The sequence below is a fragment of the Mesorhizobium sp. B4-1-1 genome, assembly GCF_006439375.1.
In the GTDB taxonomy this organism is placed as follows: Bacteria; Pseudomonadota; Alphaproteobacteria; order Rhizobiales; family Rhizobiaceae; genus Mesorhizobium.
The window spans coordinates 57,897-74,466 of record NZ_VFTH01000021.1; the positions used below are offsets into that span (position 1 = coordinate 57,897).

Consider the following 16,570-nt stretch of genomic DNA (forward strand, 5'->3'; position numbering starts at 1 on the left):
AAGCAAGCGCTGTTACCGCGTCGACGCCAGCAGCGCGAAATGCGCGCCTTGCGGATCCTGGCACTGGATGATCCACTGGCCGCTCGGCACGTCCATCGGTCCCATGATGACCTTGCCGCCATTGTCGGCGACGCGCTTGGCGGCAGCGTCGATGGCATCGACGTTGAAATAGAACTGCCAGACGGGAATCGGGATTTGCGGCGGCTTGTTCATGATGCCGCCGCCGGATTCGGGGCCGGCGCCAAAAGTCTGGTAGATGCCCATCTCGCCCATATCGAACTGGCCGGCGCTCTCCCAGCCGAACTGGCTGGAATAGAAGTCGAAGGCGGCTTTCCAATCCGAGGTGTAGAGCTCGTGCCAGCCAACATGGCCGGGTGTGGTCGCCGGCACCGGCGGCTGTTCAGGCTGATTGGGCTGAAGGAACATGAAGGCCGCGCCTTGCGGGTCGGCGACGGCGGCGAAGCGGCCGACGCCCGGAATGTCGTCCGGCGCGCGGTGCACCGCACCGCCGGCGTCCTTGAGCGCTTGCGTCGAGGCGTCGACGTCCTTGGTGTAGATGTAGCCCACCCAGGCCGGCGGCATACCCATCTTGGCGGGTTCCTCCGGCATCGTCATCAGCCCGCCGACGCCGCGCACGCTGGAATTCATCACGATGTAGCGCGGCATGCCAGGCGTCTTGTCGAAGGGCTCGGCCCGCCAGCCGACAACGGCGGTATAAAAAACCTCGGCGGCGTCGAGGTCGGTGGTCATCAGTTCGTACCAGAAGAAAGGTTGCGGGGATTTCGGCATGGTCGGTCTCCTCACCGGTTCAGGCAGCGATCGCGGTTCGATCCATCCTAGGACGATCCAGGCGACAGAAATCCGACATCTGGGCCGGAATTCGAGGACGGCAAGGCACCAGCGCATATCGCCTAGGGCGCGCAGCGGTTTTGCGACGACGACATGCATCAAAGCGCGCCTCGCTCCGATCCGTTCCTGCGTGATGCTTTAGGATTCGCAATCTTGCGCGCCATGGGGTTTTCGACTTTGCTTGTTGCCGATGAGGGGTTTCGATCCATGCGCCACATGTCACTGACGCCGGAGCTTGTCGCTCTGTGCCATCGGGAGGAGGTCGACCCTGGCCCCAGCGGGGATTGGACACAGCTAAGCGACGATGATTTCCGGGCGCTCGCCACGCGTCTTGCCGGCGAGGCCGATGAAGGTCCGCTCTGGGTGTTCGCCTATGGCTCGCTGATCTGGAAACCGGCCTTCGAGTCCGTCGAGCAACGACGCGCCGCCGCGCATGGCTGGCACCGCTCCTTCTGCCTGGATCTCGTGCGCTGGAGAGGCAGCGCCGAGCAGCCCGGACTGATGATGGCGCTCGAACGCGGCGGACGCTGCGATGGCGTGATCTACCGCCTGCCGGACGGTGACAGGTCCGCCCAGATCGAAAGGCTGCTGCGGCGCGAGATTGACGATCACGAGGCCGTCAGTTCGGTGCGATGGGTCCCAGTGCGCACCGTGCAAGGATCGCTCAGGGCGCTCGGTTTCTGGGTCGGCGTCACCGGCAGGGGGACGTCTCTCGGGCAGCCGCTGGAGAGCGTAGCAAAGATATTGGCTCGCGCGTGCGGCCATGTCGGTTCCGGCGCCGAATATCTCTACAACACCGTCAGCCACCTTGAGACATTCGGCATCCATGACCGCAATCTGTGGCGGCTGCAGGAACTGGTGGCGGACGAGATCCGGTCGATCCATGGCCACAAGGTCACAAGCCGTGCCATAGCAGAGGTCACCGAGGTGGCTATAACATGACTTCATTTGTCATATTTTTGCTCAACCAATACAGTGGCTTGGCCGAAAATTGACCAATTGATAAAAAAATAAAACGTGCTAGCCTTCCCAAAACGACAACAAGGGGAGCTGGAATGGCGACTGGTCATTTCATCGAAGGCATTGCCGGCGGCCGGCTGTCTTCCGAGCAATATGCCGACAATTTTTCCGACCTGCATCCGCCGCTCGATCATCATGAGGCGCTGGTCGAATCCGATCGCTGCTATTTCTGCTACGACGCGCCGTGCATGAACGCGTGTCCGACTTCGATCGACATCCCTCTGTTCATCCGCCAGATCGCGACCGGCAATCCACTGGGCTCGGCCAAGACGATCTTCGACCAGAACATCCTTGGCGGCATGTGCGCCCGCGTCTGCCCGACCGAGACGCTGTGCGAGGAGGTCTGCGTGCGCGAGGTGGCGGAGGGCAAGCCTGTGCAGATCGGCCGGCTGCAGCGCTACGCAACCGACGTCGCCATGAGCGAGGACAAGCAGTTCTACAAGCGCGCCGAGCCGACCGGGAAGAGCATCGCCGTGGTCGGCGCCGGGCCGGCCGGGCTGGCTGCAGCGCATCGCCTTGCCCGTCATGGCCATGAGGTGACGATCCTGGAGGCGCGGCCGAAGGCCGGCGGCCTCAACGAATATGGCATCGCCGCCTATAAGAGCGTCGACGATTTCGCCCAGGCCGAGGTCGACTATGTCACAGCGATCGGCGGCATCGATATCCAGAACGGCAAGGCGCTCGGCCGAGACTTCCAGCTTGCCGACCTGATGCGTAACTACGATGCGGTGTTCCTTGGGCTCGGGCTCGGCGGCGTCAATGCGCTGCGCGCCGATGGCGAGGACGCGGATGGCGTCACCAATGCGGTGGAATTCATCTCGGAACTGCGCCAGGCGAGCGACCTTTCCAGCCTGCCGGTCGGCCGGCGCGTCGTCGTCATCGGCGGCGGCATGACGGCGATCGATGCCGCCGTGCAGTCGAAGCTGCTCGGCGCGGAAGAGGTGACGGTCTGCTACCGGCGCGGCCAGGAGCACATGAACGCGTCCGCCTTCGAACAGGACCTGGCCGCCGCCAACGGCGTCACCATCCGTCACTGGCTGCAGCCGAAGCGCGTTATTGCCGAGAACGGCAAGGTTTCCGCGATCGAGCTCGAATACACCGCGATCAGCGGCGACAAGCTCACTGGCACCGGCGAACGGCTCACGCTTGTCGCCGACCAGGTGTTCAAGGCGATCGGCCAGAGCTTCGTGCCGGCACATCTCAACGGCAGCGGCGAGCAGATCGACCTCGAAGGCGGACGCATCAGGGTCGATGCGGAAGGCCGCACTTCGCTGGCAAAAGTCTGGGCCGGCGGCGACTGCATCTTCGGCGGCGACGACCTGACGGTTTCGGCGGTGGCTCAAGGGCGCGACGCCGCCGAGAGCATCCATCGGGCACTGACCTCTAACGGGAGGGCATGAGCATGGCAGACATCCGCAACAATTTCGTCGGCATCAAGTCGCCCAACCCGTTCTGGCTGGCCTCGGCGCCGCCGACGGACAAGGCCTACAATGTCATCCGCGCCTTCCAGGCCGGCTGGGGCGGCGTGGTGTGGAAGACGCTGGGCGAAGAGGGCCCGCCGGTCGTCAACGTCAACGGCCCGCGCTACGGCGCGATCTGGGGCGCCGACCGCCGCCTGCTCGGCCTGAACAATATCGAGCTGATCACCGACCGCGACCTGCAGGTCAATTTGCGCGAGATCAAGCAGGTCAAGAAGGACTGGCCCGACCGCGCCATCGTCGTCTCGCTGATGGTTCCCTGCGTCGAGGACGCCTGGAAGGCAATCCTGCCGGTGGTCGAGGACACGGAAGCCGACGGCATCGAGCTCAATTTCGGCTGCCCGCATGGCATGTCGGAACGTGGCATGGGCGCGGCCGTCGGCCAGGTGCCCGAATACATCGAGATGGTGGTGCGCTGGTGCAAGCAGAATACCCGAATGCCGGTCATCACCAAGCTGACGCCGAATATCACCGATGTGCGCAAGCCCGCGCGAGCGGCACTTGCCGGCGGCACGGACGCGGTGTCGCTGATCAACACCATCAACTCGATCACCGGCGTCGATCTCGACAGTTTCGCCCCGCAGCCGACCATAGACGGCAAGGGCTCGCATGGCGGCTATTGCGGTCCGGCGGTGAAGCCGATCGCCATGAACATGGTGGCCGAGATCGCGCGCGATCCCGAAACGCATGGCCTGCCGATCTCCGGTATCGGCGGCATCACCACCTGGCGTGACGCCGCTGAATTCATGGCGCTCGGCGCCGGCAACGTGCAGGTCTGCACCGCGGCGATGACCTACGGCTTCAAGATCGTGCAGGAGATGATCGCCGGGCTGGAGAACTGGATGGACGAGAAGGGACACGCCTCGCTCTCCGACATCATCGGCCGCGCCACGCCCAACGTCACCGACTGGCAGTATCTCAACCTCAACTATGTCGCCAAGGCGCATATCGACCAGGATGCCTGCATCAAGTGCGGCCGCTGCCACATCGCCTGCGAGGACACCTCGCACCAGGCGATCACCAGCATGGTCGACGGTGCCAGGCATTTCGAGGTTATCGAGGCCGAATGCGTCGGCTGCAATCTCTGCGTCAATGTCTGCCCGGTCGAAGGCTGCATCACCATAGAGCCGCTGGCCGCCGGCGTGATGGACCAGCGCACCGGCAAGCCGGTGTCGCCGATCTACGCCAACTGGACGACGCACCCCAACAATCCGATGGCTAAGGTGGCGGCGGAATAAGCTTGGTTCCTCGCCCCACGCAGAGGGGAGAGGTGGCCCGGCGAAGCCGGGACAGAGAGAGGGGTCTTCGGGACGGCCGGACACCGCCGAGGCCCCTGATTGCCTGTTGCCATTCCTTGCGCCTCGTTTGCGGCTACGGCGTGCCACATTTCCAAGCGGGTGCGAGAAACCCTAGTTCGTCGAAGCGGCGTGTGTCGGAAATCACCAGACGTTGTCGCTCACATTGCCGTTGTTGTTAATTGGCGAGCAATTCTCGTTTTACCTATTGCGGATAGAAATTATCCACGATACTCTCTATCCATGAATTGGAGATCGGCACGATGAAGCTGGGCGAAGGCGTTGAGGCGGCCATCCATTGCGCGGCGACGCTTGCCAGCGTCGATGGCAACAGCACCATGCCTGGCGCCGCGCTTGCCGAGTGCTTCGGGCTGTCGCCGAGCTATCTCCTGAAACATCTCAACCAACTCACGGCGGCGCGCATCCTGGAATCGGTGCCAGGGCCGGCGGGCGGCTATCGGCTGGCGCGGGCGGCGGAACAGATCACGCTGCTCGAGGTCGTGCTGGCCGTCGAGGGACGGGAGCCGGCGTTCCGCTGCGGCGAAATCCGCCAGCGTGGCCCGGTCAAGATCGATGCCTCGGCCTATGTCAAACCCTGCGGCATCAACGCCGCGATGCTCAAGGCCGAGCGCGCCTATCGGGCAGCGCTCGCTGAAGTGAGGATTTCTGACATCGTGGCGGAGTATGCGGCCGAAGGCGATCCGCGATCCTATGCCGCGAGTTGCGCTTTCGTCGAGCGCCACCAGCGGCTCCAGAAATCCGCTTCGCCGAAGCAGATTTGAACCTCTAGACCATCCCAAGCCCGAAAGGAAAAAGACGATGAAACCGAGACTGCAGTTCTTTGCCAGGGCGCCCGAGATCATGAAGGCGGTGTCGGCGCTCAACAAGGCCGTCGACGAATGCGGATTGGAAGCGAGCCTGCTGCATCTGATCAAGCTGAGGGCCTCGCAGATTAATGGCTGCTCTTATTGCGTTGAAATGCACAGCCGCGAGGCGCGGCGCGACGGCGAGACCGAAACGCGGCTCTATCTGGTCGCTGCCTGGAAGGAATCGCCGCTGTTTTCCGAGCGCGAACGGGCCGCCCTTGCGTGGACCGAGGCGGTGACGCTGATCGCCGACAATGGCGTGTCGGACGAGCTCTACGCCCGCACGCTCGAGCATTTCTCGGAAGAGGAACTGGTCAAGCTCTCTGTCGCGCTCGGCATGATCAACACTTGGAATCGGCTCTGCATTCCGTTCCACGCCATCCATCCGATGCCGTCGGCCAAGGCCGCCTAAGGATATCCATCGATAGCGTGGGCCTGCGACGGGCTCGCGCTTTTCATTTTCAGGATCAACGACATGTTTGCGAATTTTCAGAACGAGATTCTGGTCGCGGCGCGGCTGCTGCTGGGCGGTGCTTTCGTCTTTGCCGGCCTGCGCAACATCCAGAACAGAAAGCTGGTCGCTTCGTTGATGGTCGCGCGTGGCGTGCCGCAGGCGGCACTGGCTCTGTGGCTGGGCATCGTGCTGCAAGTCGTTGCCGGCGCGCTGGTGATCGCCGGTCTTTGGACCGCTTTGGCAGCCGCCGCGCTGATCGTCTTCCTCATCGTCGCGACGCCGATGTTCCACAATTTTTGGGACCATCAAGGGGCGGACCGCGCCTCCCGCATCAACGGTGTCGTCAGCAATGTTGGGCTGGGTGGAGGCTTCCTAGCGCTGGTCGTGAACTATCTCTGACCCAACGGCCAGCGCAATCGATGGCCGGCGTTAATCGCTCCGTCGCGATTGTCCTGTATGAAAGCTGCGGGTTGGCGCGGGTGGAGCGGCGATGGAGCAGGGCTGGACAGCATTCTGGGCGCGCGTCTCGGAAGCCTTCCATCAGGCGCTGTTTCCGTTCCGGGCAATCGCCGAAGCCTTGGGCGGGCATCCGAGCGACATCCAGATCTGGTGCTTTCTCTGCGGCGCCTTCTTCCTGGTGCTCGTCGCCATACAGACCTATGGCGATGCCGTGCTCAGGCGACGCGGCGTCTTGGCCGCCGGCAGGGTTATAAGCATCGACAAGTCGAGCGACGGGCCGGATACACCGGTTATCGAATTCGCCGACCGGGAGGGCAAGATGTGGCGTTTCGACTCGAGCCTGCCGGTCTACAAGACGACCAGGACCGTCGGCGCGCCGGTCGAGGTGATCTACGATCCGCTTCACCCGAAGCGGGCACGCGAGGTGGGCCGCCGCCTGACGAAGGCGATCCACCTCCTTGTCTGGTACGCGGTCGTTATCGGGCTGATGCTGCTCGCCTTCCTGCCTGGTTTCCTTCCCAATTGATCCATTTGCCGCTCAGGCGGCGTAGCGCAGGCCGCCGTCGCAAGTCAGCACCTGGCCGGTCATGAAGCCGTTGGAGACCAGGAAGGCGATCGCCTCGGCGACGTCCTCGGCGCGGCCGATGCGGCCGACCGGTGTCTTGCCGGCATATTCGGCAAACACAGCCTGGCCGCTGATCGTCCGGCAAAAAGTCCCACCAGGGCGTGTCGATGACGCCGGGCGCCACGACGTTGACGCGCAGCGGCTTCAGCTCGACAGCCAGGATCGGCGCGACGGTGAGCAGCATGCCGTTGATGGCGCCGATACCGGCGACGCCGGGCGCTGCAATCTGCGCCGAGACGGCCGAGATGAAGGTGACCGATCCGGCCTTGTTCATGGTCGGCAGGGCCGCCTGCAGACAGGACAATTGCGGCCGGATCTTTTCCTCGACGCCACTGCCGATATCGGCGAGGTCGAGCGTCGCGAACGGCCCCAATCCCTTGCCGCCGCTCGCGGCGAGGACAAGGTGATCGAACGGCCCGAGACCGTCGAAGAAATGCCGAACCTCGCCCGGCTTCGTCGCGTCGAACGCGGCTTTGCCGACGGTGCCGCCAAGGGCCTTCCACGCGCCTTTGAGCTTCTCCTCGTTGCGGCCGGTGATGGTCACTTTCATGGTGGGGCCGACCAGCCGTTTGGCCGTGGCAAGGCCGATGCCGGATGAGCCGCCGATGATGACACAGTGTTCGATGGTCTCGCTCATGAATGTTGTTCTTTGGATTTGGAGGATGGACGCTCGATCAGTTCGAGGCTCAAGGTCCGCAGCCGGCGGCGGGCTTTCTCGTCATAGGCCTGCGCGTCGGCGCGCGATTCCCGCTGGCCGTCGAAATAGAGGCCGCTGCGCCCTTCGAGCGCGGGCGACGTCGCGAGGTTGAGAATGGCGTCGGCGCCGGTCTCGACCGAGCTCCACGGCGTGACGCCGGCCTGCCGGACCATGGTCGTGTCCATGTAGCTAGCCGGGTGCAAGGCGTTGACGCTGACGCCGGCGCCGTCGAGCTGCTGAGCCAGGTCGACGGTGAACAGGATCTGCGCCAGCTTGCTCTGGCAGTAGGCGCGCACGCCGCTGTAGCCATGCGTCAGCATCACGTCGTCGAAGTCGATCGCCTGCTGGCCGGCCGAGGCGACATTGACGATGCGCGCCGGCGCGCTTGCCTTGATGAGCGGCAAGAGTTCCGAGGTCAGCAGGAAACCGGCGAGATAGTTGACGGCGAAGCGCAGTTCATAGCCGTCAATGCTGACCTGCCGCTTCGCGCCCTGGCCGCCGGTGCCGACGCCGGCATTGTTGATCAAGACGTCGATCCGGTCGGTCTTTGTTCGCACGGCTTCGGCGAGGCGGCGTACTTCGACAAGCGAAGCGAGGTCGGCTGCGAGAAATTCGGCCTTGCCGCCTTTTGCTTCTATGGCGGCCGCGGTCGCCTTGCCGCGGCCTTCGTCGCGGCCATGCACCAGCACGCGCGCGCCGGCCGCGCCGAGCCGCTCGGCGACCACGCGGCCGACGCCGTCGGTCGAGCCGGTGACGAGAATGGTTTTGTCCTTGAGTTCCATGTTCGGAGCCTCCTTGCGCTGCTCTGAACGCAAAGATGGGACACGGCGCGAGGCTTAAACAGTTCAAACTTTATCCTGGTATCGGTACTGCTATAATAGATGCATGGATGCCATCGCCCATTCCCCCGAAGATCACCGCCGGCGCGAACTCGGCGCCTTCCTGCGTTCCCGCCGCGAGCGGCTTTCGCCCTCGGAGACCGGCATCGCTGCCGGTCAGCGGCGGCGCACGCCCGGGCTGAGGCGCGAGGAAGTGGCGATGATCGCCGGGGTCGGCACAACCTGGTACACGTGGCTGGAACAGGGCAGGGACGTGCGTCCTTCGGTCGAGGTGCTGACCGCGCTCTGCCAGGCATTGCGGCTCGACGGCGCCGAGCAGCGGCATTTGTTCACGCTCGCCGGCCGCCAGCAGCCGGAGCAGCGGCGCATCGTACAGGTAAAGGTCGAGGGACCGTTGCTGCACATGCTGCAGAGCCTGGTCCTGCAGCCCGCCTATGTCGTGGGCCCGCGCTGGGACGTGCTGGCATGGAATGACGCGGCCGTCGCCATCTTCGGCGACTACGGCCTGCTGGAGGGCGATGCCCGCAACATCATCCACGGGGTGTTCACCGATCCGCACCGGCGGCATCTGCTGGTGGACTGGGAACAGCTGGCGCGCGCGACCCTTGCCGCGTTCCGCGCCGAGAGCGCGAAATACACCGGCGATCCGGACTTCGAGCGGCTGATCGCGCTGATGATGCGCTCAAGTCCCGAATTCCGCGAGTGGTGGCCGCAACGCGATGTGGTGCACCGGCTCTCCGGCCTGAAGCATCTGCGCCATCCGATCGCCGGCGCCATGACGTTCGAGCATATGAGCCTGTCGATCGACGACGGCTCGGACATGCGATTGATCGTCTACACGCCGCTTGCCGAGCAGAACTCGGTTGTGAAGCTGCAGAAGCTGCTTGAGGGGCTTCCGGGCGAACGGCGCAGCGCGTGAGGTTCGCTGACGGCACGTCTCGGCTTCGTCATCCACGGGCGCAGCGGGAGCGAAGCGGACGCGGAGACCCGAGGATCCATTCCGTTACTTTTGCGATGGAGTGCAGCGGTGCAGAATTCTGCACCGTAGCGGCGCTCCGAGGTCACGGAATGGATCCTCGGGTCTGCGTCGCTTCGCTCCTTGCTCCGCCCGTGGATGACGAAGTGTTGGACGCTTCGGCTAATCTCCATGGGTCGGCAGGTCGTTCGCTAGCCCTTCGGCTTCAGCCCATCCAGGAACAGCTGCTCCAGGAAGCGCGCGGCGTCCTCGAAGCGCCCGTCGCCGCCGCGATCGACGCCGAGCACGGCGCGGACCTGGACGTCGAAATCGGCATAGTGCTGCGTCGTCGCCCAGATCGAGAAGATCAGGTGCCAAGGATCGGTGCGGGCGATCTTGCCGGCGCGCATCCAGCCCTTGATGACGGTGGCCTTCTCGTCGACCAGGGTCTTCAGCTCTCCCTCCAGCATCGGCTTGATGCGCGGCGCACCCTGCAGGATCTCGTTGGCGAAAAGCCGGCTTTCGCGCGGGAAGTCGCGCGCCATCTCGAGCTTCCTGCGGATGTAGCTTCTGAGCTCCGTCAGCGGGTCGCCGATGTCGTCGAGCTCGCGCAAAGGCGCCAGCCAGGTGTCGAGCAGGCGCTGCATCAACGTCTCGTGAATGTCTTCCTTGCGGCGGAAGTAATAGAGAAGGTTCGGCTTCGACATGCCGGCGGCTTCGGCGATCTGGTCGATGGTCGAGCCGCGAAAACCGTTGGCGGAGAAGACTTCGAGCGCGGCTTCCAGGATGAGCTCGCGCTTTTCCTGCTGGATGCGGGTGCGGCGGGGAGCGGAGCTTTCCATCGTGTCCGTCATCGTTGCAGGCCGGCTTCGCGTGGGCTCTCTGGACCAATTGTCTGGACCAGTTTTTCCCTGGGCTGTGGAGCGCGATTTCGATGCCGCATTTCCGCTAGTAATCCCTTGACCGCCGACAGGCGGCACTAACGTTTGTCCAACCGGTCAAAATTTTGCGTAGCACGAAAACGCAGCAAAGACCAAGCGTTGGCCGCACCGAAACACGCTTACAAGGGGAAGTCTTGGTCATGTCCAACCGGCTGAAAGTCACGCCGAACGATCTCAGCGCATTCTGGATGCCGTTCACGGCAAACCGGCAGTTCAAGCAGGCGCCGCGCATGTTCGTGTCCGCCAAGGACATGCACTACACGACCAGCGACGGCCGCAAGGTGCTGGACGGCACCGCGGGCCTGTGGTGCGTGAACGCCGGCCACTGCCGGCCGAAGATCACCGAGGCTATCCAGAGCCAGGCCGCCGAGCTCGACTATGCGCCGGCCTTCCAGATGGGCCACCCGATCGTGTTCGAACTGGCGAACCGCCTGGTCGACATCGCGCCCAAGGGCATGGACCATGTCTTCTTCACCAACTCCGGTTCGGAATCGGTCGAGACCGCGCTCAAGATGGCGATCGCCTATCACCGGGTCAGGGGCGAGGGCTCGCGCACCCGCCTCATCGGCCGCGAGCGCGGCTATCACGGCGTCAATTTCGGCGGCATTTCGGTCGGCGGCATCGTCTCCAACCGCAAGATGTTCGGCACGCTGCTCGGCGGCGTCGACCATCTGCCGCACACGCACCTGCCGGAGAAGAACGCCTTTTCGAAAGGCGTGCCGGAACATGGCGCGGAGCTCGCCAACGAGCTTGAGCGTCTCGTCACCCTGCATGACGCCTCGACCATCGCCGCCGTCATCGTCGAGCCGGTCGCCGGCTCCACCGGCGTCATCCTGCCGCCGAAGGGCTATCTGCAGAAACTTCGGGAAATCTGCACGAAGCACGGCATATTGTTGATTTTCGATGAAGTGATCACCGGCTTCGGCCGTCTCGGCGCGCCGTTCGCGGCCGACTATTTCGGCGTCACGCCGGATATCATGACCACCGCCAAGGGCGTGTCGAACGGCGTCATCCCGATGGGCGCGGTCTTCGTCAAGAAGGAGATCCACGACGCCTTCATGACCGGCCCGGAGCACATGATCGAGTTCTTCCACGGCTACACCTATTCGGGCAATCCGATCGCCTGTGCCGCGGCGCTCGGCACGCTGGACACCTACAAGGAAGAGGGCCTGCTGACGCGCGGCGAGGAACTTGCGCCTTACTGGGAAGATGCACTGCATTCGCTGAAGGGCGAGCCGCATGTCATCGACATCCGCAACATCGGCCTGATCGGCGCGATCGAGCTGGCGCCGATCGCCGGCAGCCCGACCAAGCGGGCGTTCTCGGCTTTCGTGAAGGCGTTCGAGCGCGGCGCGCTGATCCGCACCACCGGCGACATCATCGCGCTGTCGCCGCCGCTGATCATCACCAAGGGCCAGATCAACGAACTCATCGACCATGTTCGCGATGTGCTGAGGTCGATCGACTGACAAGCCGGCGCGGACACCCTTGCCGTTGAGGGGAGGGTGTCCGCGAAGCCGCTGGCTGAGGTCGACGCCGCCGCGCCGACCTTCGGTGTGATTAGGCAGGCTGCGCGCCGATGCCTGTCAGGATCACCCGCTTGATGTTTTCCTTGGCTTCCCGCCATTGCCGGTCGGAGAGCGACTTGCCGCCGTTCAGCGTCTCGATCTGGTGGCCGAAATCGGCGTAGTGCTGGGTCGTGGCCCAGAGCATGTAGAGCAGATGACGCGGGTCCACCGGGTCCATCTTGCCCTCCTCGATCCAGCGCCCGATGATCTCGACGCGGCCGTCGGTCCATTCGCGCAAAGTCGATTCCATATAGTCCTGAAGCACCGGCGCGCCGTGCATCACTTCCGAGGCCCAGACCTTCGACCCGTCCGGGTGGCGGCGCGATATTTCCATCTTGGCGTCGATATAGGCGCTGATGCCGTCAACCGGGCCGCGCGCGGCGTCGAAGCAATTGGCCGCCTGCAGCCAGATCTCGAAAATATTCTGGACGACGGACCGGTAGAGCTCCTCCTTGGTGGCGAAATAATAGTGGAGATTTGCCTTTGGCAGCCCCGCCAGATCGGCGATCAGCTGCATCGTGGCGCCGCCGAACCCTGCCTCCGCGAACACCTTTTCAGCGGCGAGCAGGATGGCTTTTTCATTCTCCCGCCTTATATCCTGGCGTCGCATGGGACGGGTGGGTTCGGTCATGTCTCCCCCAAGATTCTCGTTGACCGCTTGGTCAGCTTGTGTAGTCTGAAAGCTGACCATACGGTCAGGATGCAAACCACTCAAGGGGCGACAAGACCCCTGGTGAAAATGGGAACCGCAAATGGCCGCACCCGGCGAAAATCTGCGAATCAATTCAGACCGTTTGTGGGATTCCATCATGGAGATGGCGAAGATCGGCCCCGGCATTGCCGGCGGCAACAATCGCCAGACCGTGACCGACGAGGACGGCGAGGGCCGCCATCTTTTCAAGCGCTGGTGCGATGCCGCCGGGCTCGAAATGGGCGTCGACGAGATGGGCACCATGTTTGCCCGCCGCGAGGGCACCGATCCCAGCCTGCCGCCCGTCTATGTCGGCAGCCATCTCGACACGCAGCCGACCGGCGGCAAATATGACGGCGTGCTTGGCGTTCTGGGCGGGCTGGAGGTCGTGCGTTCGCTCAACGATCTCGGCATCAAGACGAAACATCCGATCGTCGTCACCAACTGGACGAACGAGGAAGGCGCGCGCTTCGCGCCGGCGATGATGGCGTCCGGCGTGTTCGCCGGCGTGCTCGACCAGGCCGACGTCTACGAGCACACCGACAAGAACGGCAAGAAGTTCGGCGAAGAGCTCGAGCGCATCGGCTGGAAGGGCAGCGAGAAGGTCGGCGACCGAAAGATCCATGCCTTCTTCGAACTGCATATCGAGCAGGGGCCGATCCTCGAGGACGAAGGCATCGATATCGGCGTCGTGACCCACGGCCAGGGCCTGAAATGGCTGCAGGTGACGCTGATCGGCAAGGAAGCGCATACCGGCTCGACGCCGATGCCGAAGCGCCGCAATGCCGGGCTCGGCATGGCGCGCGTCATCGAGCTGGTGCATGAGATCGCCATGGACTACCAGCCCGACGCCGTCGGCGCGGTCGGCCATATGGAAGTCTATCCGAACTCGCGCAACATCATTGCCGGCCGCACGGTCTTCACCATCGACATCCGCTCGCCCGAGAAGGAGGTACTCGACGCCATGGATGGCCGGATCCGTGAAGGCATCGACACGATCTGCGACGCGCTCGACATCAAATACAAAATCGAGCAGGTCGGCCATTTCGATCCGGTCACCTTCGACAAGAACTGCGTCAAGGCGATCCGCGACGCCGCCGAGCGGCTGGGTTACTCGCATCGCAACATCGTCTCCGGCGCCGGCCACGACGCCTGCTGGATCAACCGCGTCGCGCCGACCGCGATGGTGATGTGCCCCTGCGTCGACGGGCTCAGCCACAACGAGGCCGAGGAGATCACCCGGGAATGGGCGGCCGCCGGCGCCAACGTGCTGTTCCACGCGGTTGTCGAAACGGCGGGAATCGTCGAATGACCGACTAGAGCAATCGCCGTTTCACGGAAACGCCGATTGCTCTATCTCTTTGTTTTAACGCAATTTCGGACGGAAAACCGCTTCACACTTTTCCTGAAATTGCTCTGGACCAATCACCTCGCAACACCGCTCGCAAAGAAGCGCGAAAGAACAGGGGAACAGATATGACCAAAGTCATCCGGAACGGCACCGTCGTCACCGCCGACCGTACGTGGAAGGCCGACGTGCTGATGCAGCACGGCAAGATCGTCGCCATCGGCTCGAACCTGCACGGTGACCACGAGTTCGACGCCACGGGCTGCTATGTCATGCCGGGCGGTATCGATCCGCACACCCATCTCGAAATGCCGTTCATGGGCACCTATTCGGCCGACGATTTCGAATCCGGCACGCGCGCGGCTCTTTCCGGCGGCACGACCATGGTGGTCGATTTCTGCCTGCCGGCGCCGCAGCAGTCGCTGCTGGAGGCGCTGCAGATGTGGGACAACAAGACCTCCAAGGCATCGTGCGACTATTCCTTCCACATGGCGATCACCTGGTGGGGCAAGCAGGTGTTCGACGAGATGGCTCAAGTGGTCGACCGGGGCATCACCTCGTTCAAGCACTTCATGGCCTATAAGGGCGCGCTGATGGTCGACGACGACGAGATGTATGCGTCGTTCCAGCGCTGCGCCGATCTCGGCGCGCTGCCGCTGGTCCATGCCGAGAATGGCGATGTGGTCGCCGCACTCTCGCAAAAGCTGCTCGCCGCCGGCAACAACGGCCCCGAGGGCCATGCCTATTCGCGTCCGCCGGAAGTGGAAGGCGAGGCGACAAATCGCGCCATCATGATCGCCGACATGGCGGGTGTGCCGCTCTATGTCGTGCATGTCTCGTGCGAGCAGAGCCACGAGGCTATCCGCCGCGCGCGCCAGAAGGGCATGCGGGTGTTCGGCGAGCCGCTGATCCAGCACCTGACGCTCGACGAGAGCGAATATTTCGACAAGGATTGGGATCATGCGGCGCGCCGCGTGATGAGCCCGCCCTTCCGCAACAAGCTGCATCAGGATTCGCTGTGGGCCGGCCTGCAGGCCGGATCGCTGCAAGTGGTGGCGACCGATCACTGCGCCTTCACCACCAAACAGAAGCGCAACGGCGTCGGCGACTTCACCAAGATCCCGAACGGCACCGGCGGGCTCGAGGACCGCTTGCCGGTTCTGTGGACGAGAGGCGTCAACACCGGGCGGCTGACGATGAACGAGTTCGTCGCCGTGACCTCGACCAACATCGCCAAGATCCTCAACATGTATCCGAAGAAGGGCGCGATCGTCGAAGGCGCCGATGCCGACATCGTGGTCTGGGATCCGAAGCGCAAGAAGACGATCTCGGCCAAGAAGCAGCAGTCGGTGATCGACTACAATGTCTTCGAAGGCGTCGAGGTGACGGGCCTGCCGCGCTTCGTCTTCTCGCGCGGCGAACTGTCGATCGAGGAGGCGGACGTCAAGGCCAGGGCCGGCCATGGCGAGTTCGTCGCCCGCGAGCCGAACGCCGCGGTCAACCGGGCGCTGTCGACCTGGAAGGAGATTTCCGCGCCGCGCAAGGTGGAGCGAACCGGCATTCCGGCCACCGGGGTCTGACCATGCGGGCTCCTTACCTGCTCCTGGCGGTCGCCGCGATGCTGGACGCTGGCCATGCCCAGGCGGCGGGCATAGACCTGTCCAAGCCTTATGGCGACAAATATGGCTGCATCAACCGGAACGGCCAGGAGGTCGCCGCCGACAAGATGCTGCTTTTGACCGACAAGGAACTGATCACGGCGGCCAGCGCCTGCACCTTCAGCGACAGCCAGGCGCAGGCCGATGGATCGCTGGTGATGACGGCAAAATGCGAGGCGGAAGGCGAAGAGGGGCAGGCGCCGACCAAGTTCACCATCAAGCGCAGCGCGAAGAACGCGAAGAAGCTGGTGGTGGCCGATGAAGACGGCAATGTGATGGGCGAAGTCTCCCGGTGCAAGTAACGGCGGTCCCACCAGCCTCAGGCGACCAGAGCATCCAGTTCCGGCAGCAGGACGACGCTCTCCTGCTCGTTGGGATCGGTGCGGGCAATGACGGCCGAGGACGGGGCGTTGCTCAGATTGGCCGGCAGATGCGGCACGCCCGCCGGAATGTAGAAGAGGTCGCCGGCCTTGACGACGATATGATGCTCGAGCCGGTCGCCGTACCATGTGTGGACTTCGCCGGAGAGGACGTAGATGGCCGTCTCGTGGCTTTCATGCATATGCGCCTTGGCGCGGGCGCCGGGCGGCATAGTGAGAAGATGCATGCAGATGCCGGACGAGCCGACGGTTTCGGCGGCGATGCCGGCGAAATAGCTCAGCCCCTGCTTGCCCTGATAGGTGCTTTCGGGGCGAACGAGATGACAGGTGGGTTTAGGCGACATCGGCAAGGCTCCGGGCGGCGTCGATCGGGTGGGACAGGACGAGTGGAAAGCAACGCTATCATAAAATCAACCGGATTGCGGACAGCGCGGCAACGGCGGCGAA

Annotated in this window: 17 protein-coding genes and 1 pseudogene; 12 read left to right on the forward strand and 6 right to left on the reverse strand. The window is 63.8% G+C overall.

From position 1 onward, the window contains the following. Window positions 1-12 precede the first annotated feature (12 nt). Complete coding sequence (locus FJW10_RS24500; protein WP_140901980.1) at window positions 13-789, reverse strand: VOC family protein; 777 nt, start codon at window positions 787-789, stop codon at window positions 13-15. A 267-nt stretch (window positions 790-1,056) separates the two neighbouring features. On the opposite strand from FJW10_RS24500, the gene FJW10_RS24505 reads away from it, so the two are divergent. The 7 genes from FJW10_RS24505 to FJW10_RS24535 all read left to right on the forward strand — a co-directional run bounded on the left by FJW10_RS24505 (window position 1,057) and on the right by FJW10_RS24535 (window position 6,947). Continuing rightward, window positions 1,057-1,791: a gamma-glutamylcyclotransferase gene (locus FJW10_RS24505; protein ID WP_140901981.1), complete on the forward strand. Its 735-nt coding sequence runs from the start codon at window positions 1,057-1,059 to the stop codon at window positions 1,789-1,791. Between the two features lie 113 nt (window positions 1,792-1,904). Beyond that, the gene (locus FJW10_RS24510; protein WP_140901982.1) at window positions 1,905-3,269 is read left to right on the forward strand and encodes an NAD(P)-dependent oxidoreductase; all 1,365 of its coding nucleotides are present in this window, start codon (window positions 1,905-1,907) and stop codon (window positions 3,267-3,269) included. Between the two features lie 2 nt (window positions 3,270-3,271). After that, window positions 3,272-4,585, forward strand: a complete 1,314-nt coding sequence (gene preA, locus FJW10_RS24515; RefSeq protein WP_140901983.1) for an NAD-dependent dihydropyrimidine dehydrogenase subunit PreA — start codon at window positions 3,272-3,274, stop codon at window positions 4,583-4,585. A gap of 320 nt (window positions 4,586-4,905) precedes the next feature. Beyond that, window positions 4,906-5,424 (forward strand): Rrf2 family transcriptional regulator, encoded by a 519-nt coding sequence (locus FJW10_RS24520; RefSeq protein ID WP_140901984.1) that lies wholly within the window; start codon window positions 4,906-4,908, stop codon window positions 5,422-5,424. A gap of 37 nt (window positions 5,425-5,461) precedes the next feature. Then, a complete protein-coding gene (locus FJW10_RS24525; protein WP_140901985.1) occupies window positions 5,462-5,920 on the forward strand; it encodes a carboxymuconolactone decarboxylase family protein in 459 nt (152 codons plus the stop codon). Between the two features lie 63 nt (window positions 5,921-5,983). Next, a complete protein-coding gene (locus FJW10_RS24530; protein WP_140901986.1) occupies window positions 5,984-6,361 on the forward strand; it encodes a DoxX family protein in 378 nt (125 codons plus the stop codon). Window positions 6,362-6,452: 91 nt separating this feature from the next. Next, window positions 6,453-6,947 carry a DUF3592 domain-containing protein gene (locus FJW10_RS24535; protein WP_140828891.1) on the forward strand — a complete coding sequence of 165 codons (495 nt, stop codon included), beginning with the start codon at window positions 6,453-6,455 and terminating at the stop codon, window positions 6,945-6,947. A gap of 12 nt (window positions 6,948-6,959) precedes the next feature. Here FJW10_RS24535 and FJW10_RS24540 read toward each other — a convergent pair. Both FJW10_RS24540 and FJW10_RS24545 read right to left on the reverse strand, forming a co-directional pair. Next, window positions 6,960-7,683: pseudogene (locus tag FJW10_RS24540) on the reverse strand (SDR family oxidoreductase). Next, entirely contained in the window at window positions 7,680-8,525 is an 846-nt protein-coding gene (locus FJW10_RS24545) for an SDR family oxidoreductase (protein WP_140901987.1), read from the reverse strand. Before FJW10_RS24545 ends, FJW10_RS24540 begins: the two are co-directional and overlap by 4 nt. 103 nt (window positions 8,526-8,628) lie before the next feature. Between FJW10_RS24545 and FJW10_RS24550 the strand changes: the two genes are divergently transcribed. Beyond that, window positions 8,629-9,501 carry a helix-turn-helix transcriptional regulator gene (locus FJW10_RS24550; protein WP_140901988.1) on the forward strand — a complete coding sequence of 291 codons (873 nt, stop codon included), beginning with the start codon at window positions 8,629-8,631 and terminating at the stop codon, window positions 9,499-9,501. A 248-nt stretch (window positions 9,502-9,749) separates the two neighbouring features. Here the strand turns inward: FJW10_RS24550 and FJW10_RS24555 are convergent, their stop codons facing one another. Then, complete coding sequence (locus FJW10_RS24555; protein WP_140828898.1) at window positions 9,750-10,379, reverse strand: TetR family transcriptional regulator C-terminal domain-containing protein; 630 nt, start codon at window positions 10,377-10,379, stop codon at window positions 9,750-9,752. A 239-nt stretch (window positions 10,380-10,618) separates the two neighbouring features. Between FJW10_RS24555 and FJW10_RS24560 the strand changes: the two genes are divergently transcribed. Continuing rightward, window positions 10,619-11,947: an aspartate aminotransferase family protein gene (locus tag FJW10_RS24560; protein ID WP_140647603.1), complete on the forward strand. Its 1,329-nt coding sequence runs from the start codon at window positions 10,619-10,621 to the stop codon at window positions 11,945-11,947. Window positions 11,948-12,038: 91 nt separating this feature from the next. Here FJW10_RS24560 and FJW10_RS24565 read toward each other — a convergent pair whose 3' ends face one another. Further along, complete coding sequence (locus tag FJW10_RS24565) at window positions 12,039-12,677, reverse strand: TetR/AcrR family transcriptional regulator (RefSeq protein ID WP_140784129.1); 639 nt, start codon at window positions 12,675-12,677, stop codon at window positions 12,039-12,041. A gap of 121 nt (window positions 12,678-12,798) precedes the next feature. Here FJW10_RS24565 and FJW10_RS24570 point away from each other — a divergent pair, with 121 nt between their 5' ends. From FJW10_RS24570 to FJW10_RS24580, 3 genes are all read left to right on the forward strand, one after another. Beyond that, on the forward strand, window positions 12,799-14,049 hold the full coding sequence (locus FJW10_RS24570) for a Zn-dependent hydrolase (RefSeq protein WP_140901989.1): 1,251 nt from the start codon (window positions 12,799-12,801) through the stop codon (window positions 14,047-14,049). 164 nt (window positions 14,050-14,213) lie between these two features. Beyond that, on the forward strand, window positions 14,214-15,665 hold the full coding sequence (gene hydA / locus FJW10_RS24575; RefSeq protein WP_140901990.1) for a dihydropyrimidinase: 1,452 nt from the start codon (window positions 14,214-14,216) through the stop codon (window positions 15,663-15,665). Window positions 15,666-15,667: 2 nt separating this feature from the next. Then, complete coding sequence (locus FJW10_RS24580; RefSeq protein ID WP_140901991.1) at window positions 15,668-16,045, forward strand: hypothetical protein; 378 nt, start codon at window positions 15,668-15,670, stop codon at window positions 16,043-16,045. 17 nt (window positions 16,046-16,062) lie between these two features. On the opposite strand, the gene FJW10_RS24585 is transcribed toward FJW10_RS24580, so the two are convergent. Beyond that, window positions 16,063-16,473, reverse strand: coding sequence for a cupin domain-containing protein (locus tag FJW10_RS24585; protein ID WP_181177654.1), 411 nt, complete (start codon window positions 16,471-16,473; stop codon window positions 16,063-16,065). Window positions 16,474-16,570: the final 97 nt, after the last annotated feature.

Bases quoted from the DNA above. Each gene is read 5' to 3' on its own strand.
- preA (WP_140901983.1), top strand. From the start codon at position 3,272: ATGGCAGACATCCGCAACAATTTCGTCGGCATCAAGTCGCCCAACCCG.
- FJW10_RS24520 (WP_140901984.1), top strand. From the start codon at position 4,906: ATGAAGCTGGGCGAAGGCGTTGAGGCGGCCATCCATTGCGCGGCGACG.
- FJW10_RS24570 (WP_140901989.1), top strand. From the start codon at position 12,799: ATGGCCGCACCCGGCGAAAATCTGCGAATCAATTCAGACCGTTTGTGG.
- FJW10_RS24560 (WP_140647603.1), top strand. From the start codon at position 10,619: ATGTCCAACCGGCTGAAAGTCACGCCGAACGATCTCAGCGCATTCTGG.
- FJW10_RS24545 (WP_140901987.1), bottom strand. From the start codon at position 8,525: ATGGAACTCAAGGACAAAACCATTCTCGTCACCGGCTCGACCGACGGC.
- FJW10_RS24510 (WP_140901982.1), top strand. From the start codon at position 1,905: ATGGCGACTGGTCATTTCATCGAAGGCATTGCCGGCGGCCGGCTGTCT.
- FJW10_RS24505 (WP_140901981.1), top strand. From the start codon at position 1,057: ATGCGCCACATGTCACTGACGCCGGAGCTTGTCGCTCTGTGCCATCGG.
- FJW10_RS24535 (WP_140828891.1), top strand. From the start codon at position 6,453: ATGGAGCAGGGCTGGACAGCATTCTGGGCGCGCGTCTCGGAAGCCTTC.
- FJW10_RS24555 (WP_140828898.1), bottom strand. From the start codon at position 10,379: ATGGAAAGCTCCGCTCCCCGCCGCACCCGCATCCAGCAGGAAAAGCGC.
- FJW10_RS24500 (WP_140901980.1), bottom strand. From the start codon at position 789: ATGCCGAAATCCCCGCAACCTTTCTTCTGGTACGAACTGATGACCACC.
- FJW10_RS24530 (WP_140901986.1), top strand. From the start codon at position 5,984: ATGTTTGCGAATTTTCAGAACGAGATTCTGGTCGCGGCGCGGCTGCTG.
- FJW10_RS24525 (WP_140901985.1), top strand. From the start codon at position 5,462: ATGAAACCGAGACTGCAGTTCTTTGCCAGGGCGCCCGAGATCATGAAG.
- FJW10_RS24580 (WP_140901991.1), top strand. From the start codon at position 15,668: ATGCGGGCTCCTTACCTGCTCCTGGCGGTCGCCGCGATGCTGGACGCT.
- FJW10_RS24550 (WP_140901988.1), top strand. From the start codon at position 8,629: ATGGATGCCATCGCCCATTCCCCCGAAGATCACCGCCGGCGCGAACTC.
- FJW10_RS24565 (WP_140784129.1), bottom strand. From the start codon at position 12,677: ATGACCGAACCCACCCGTCCCATGCGACGCCAGGATATAAGGCGGGAG.
- hydA (WP_140901990.1), top strand. From the start codon at position 14,214: ATGACCAAAGTCATCCGGAACGGCACCGTCGTCACCGCCGACCGTACG.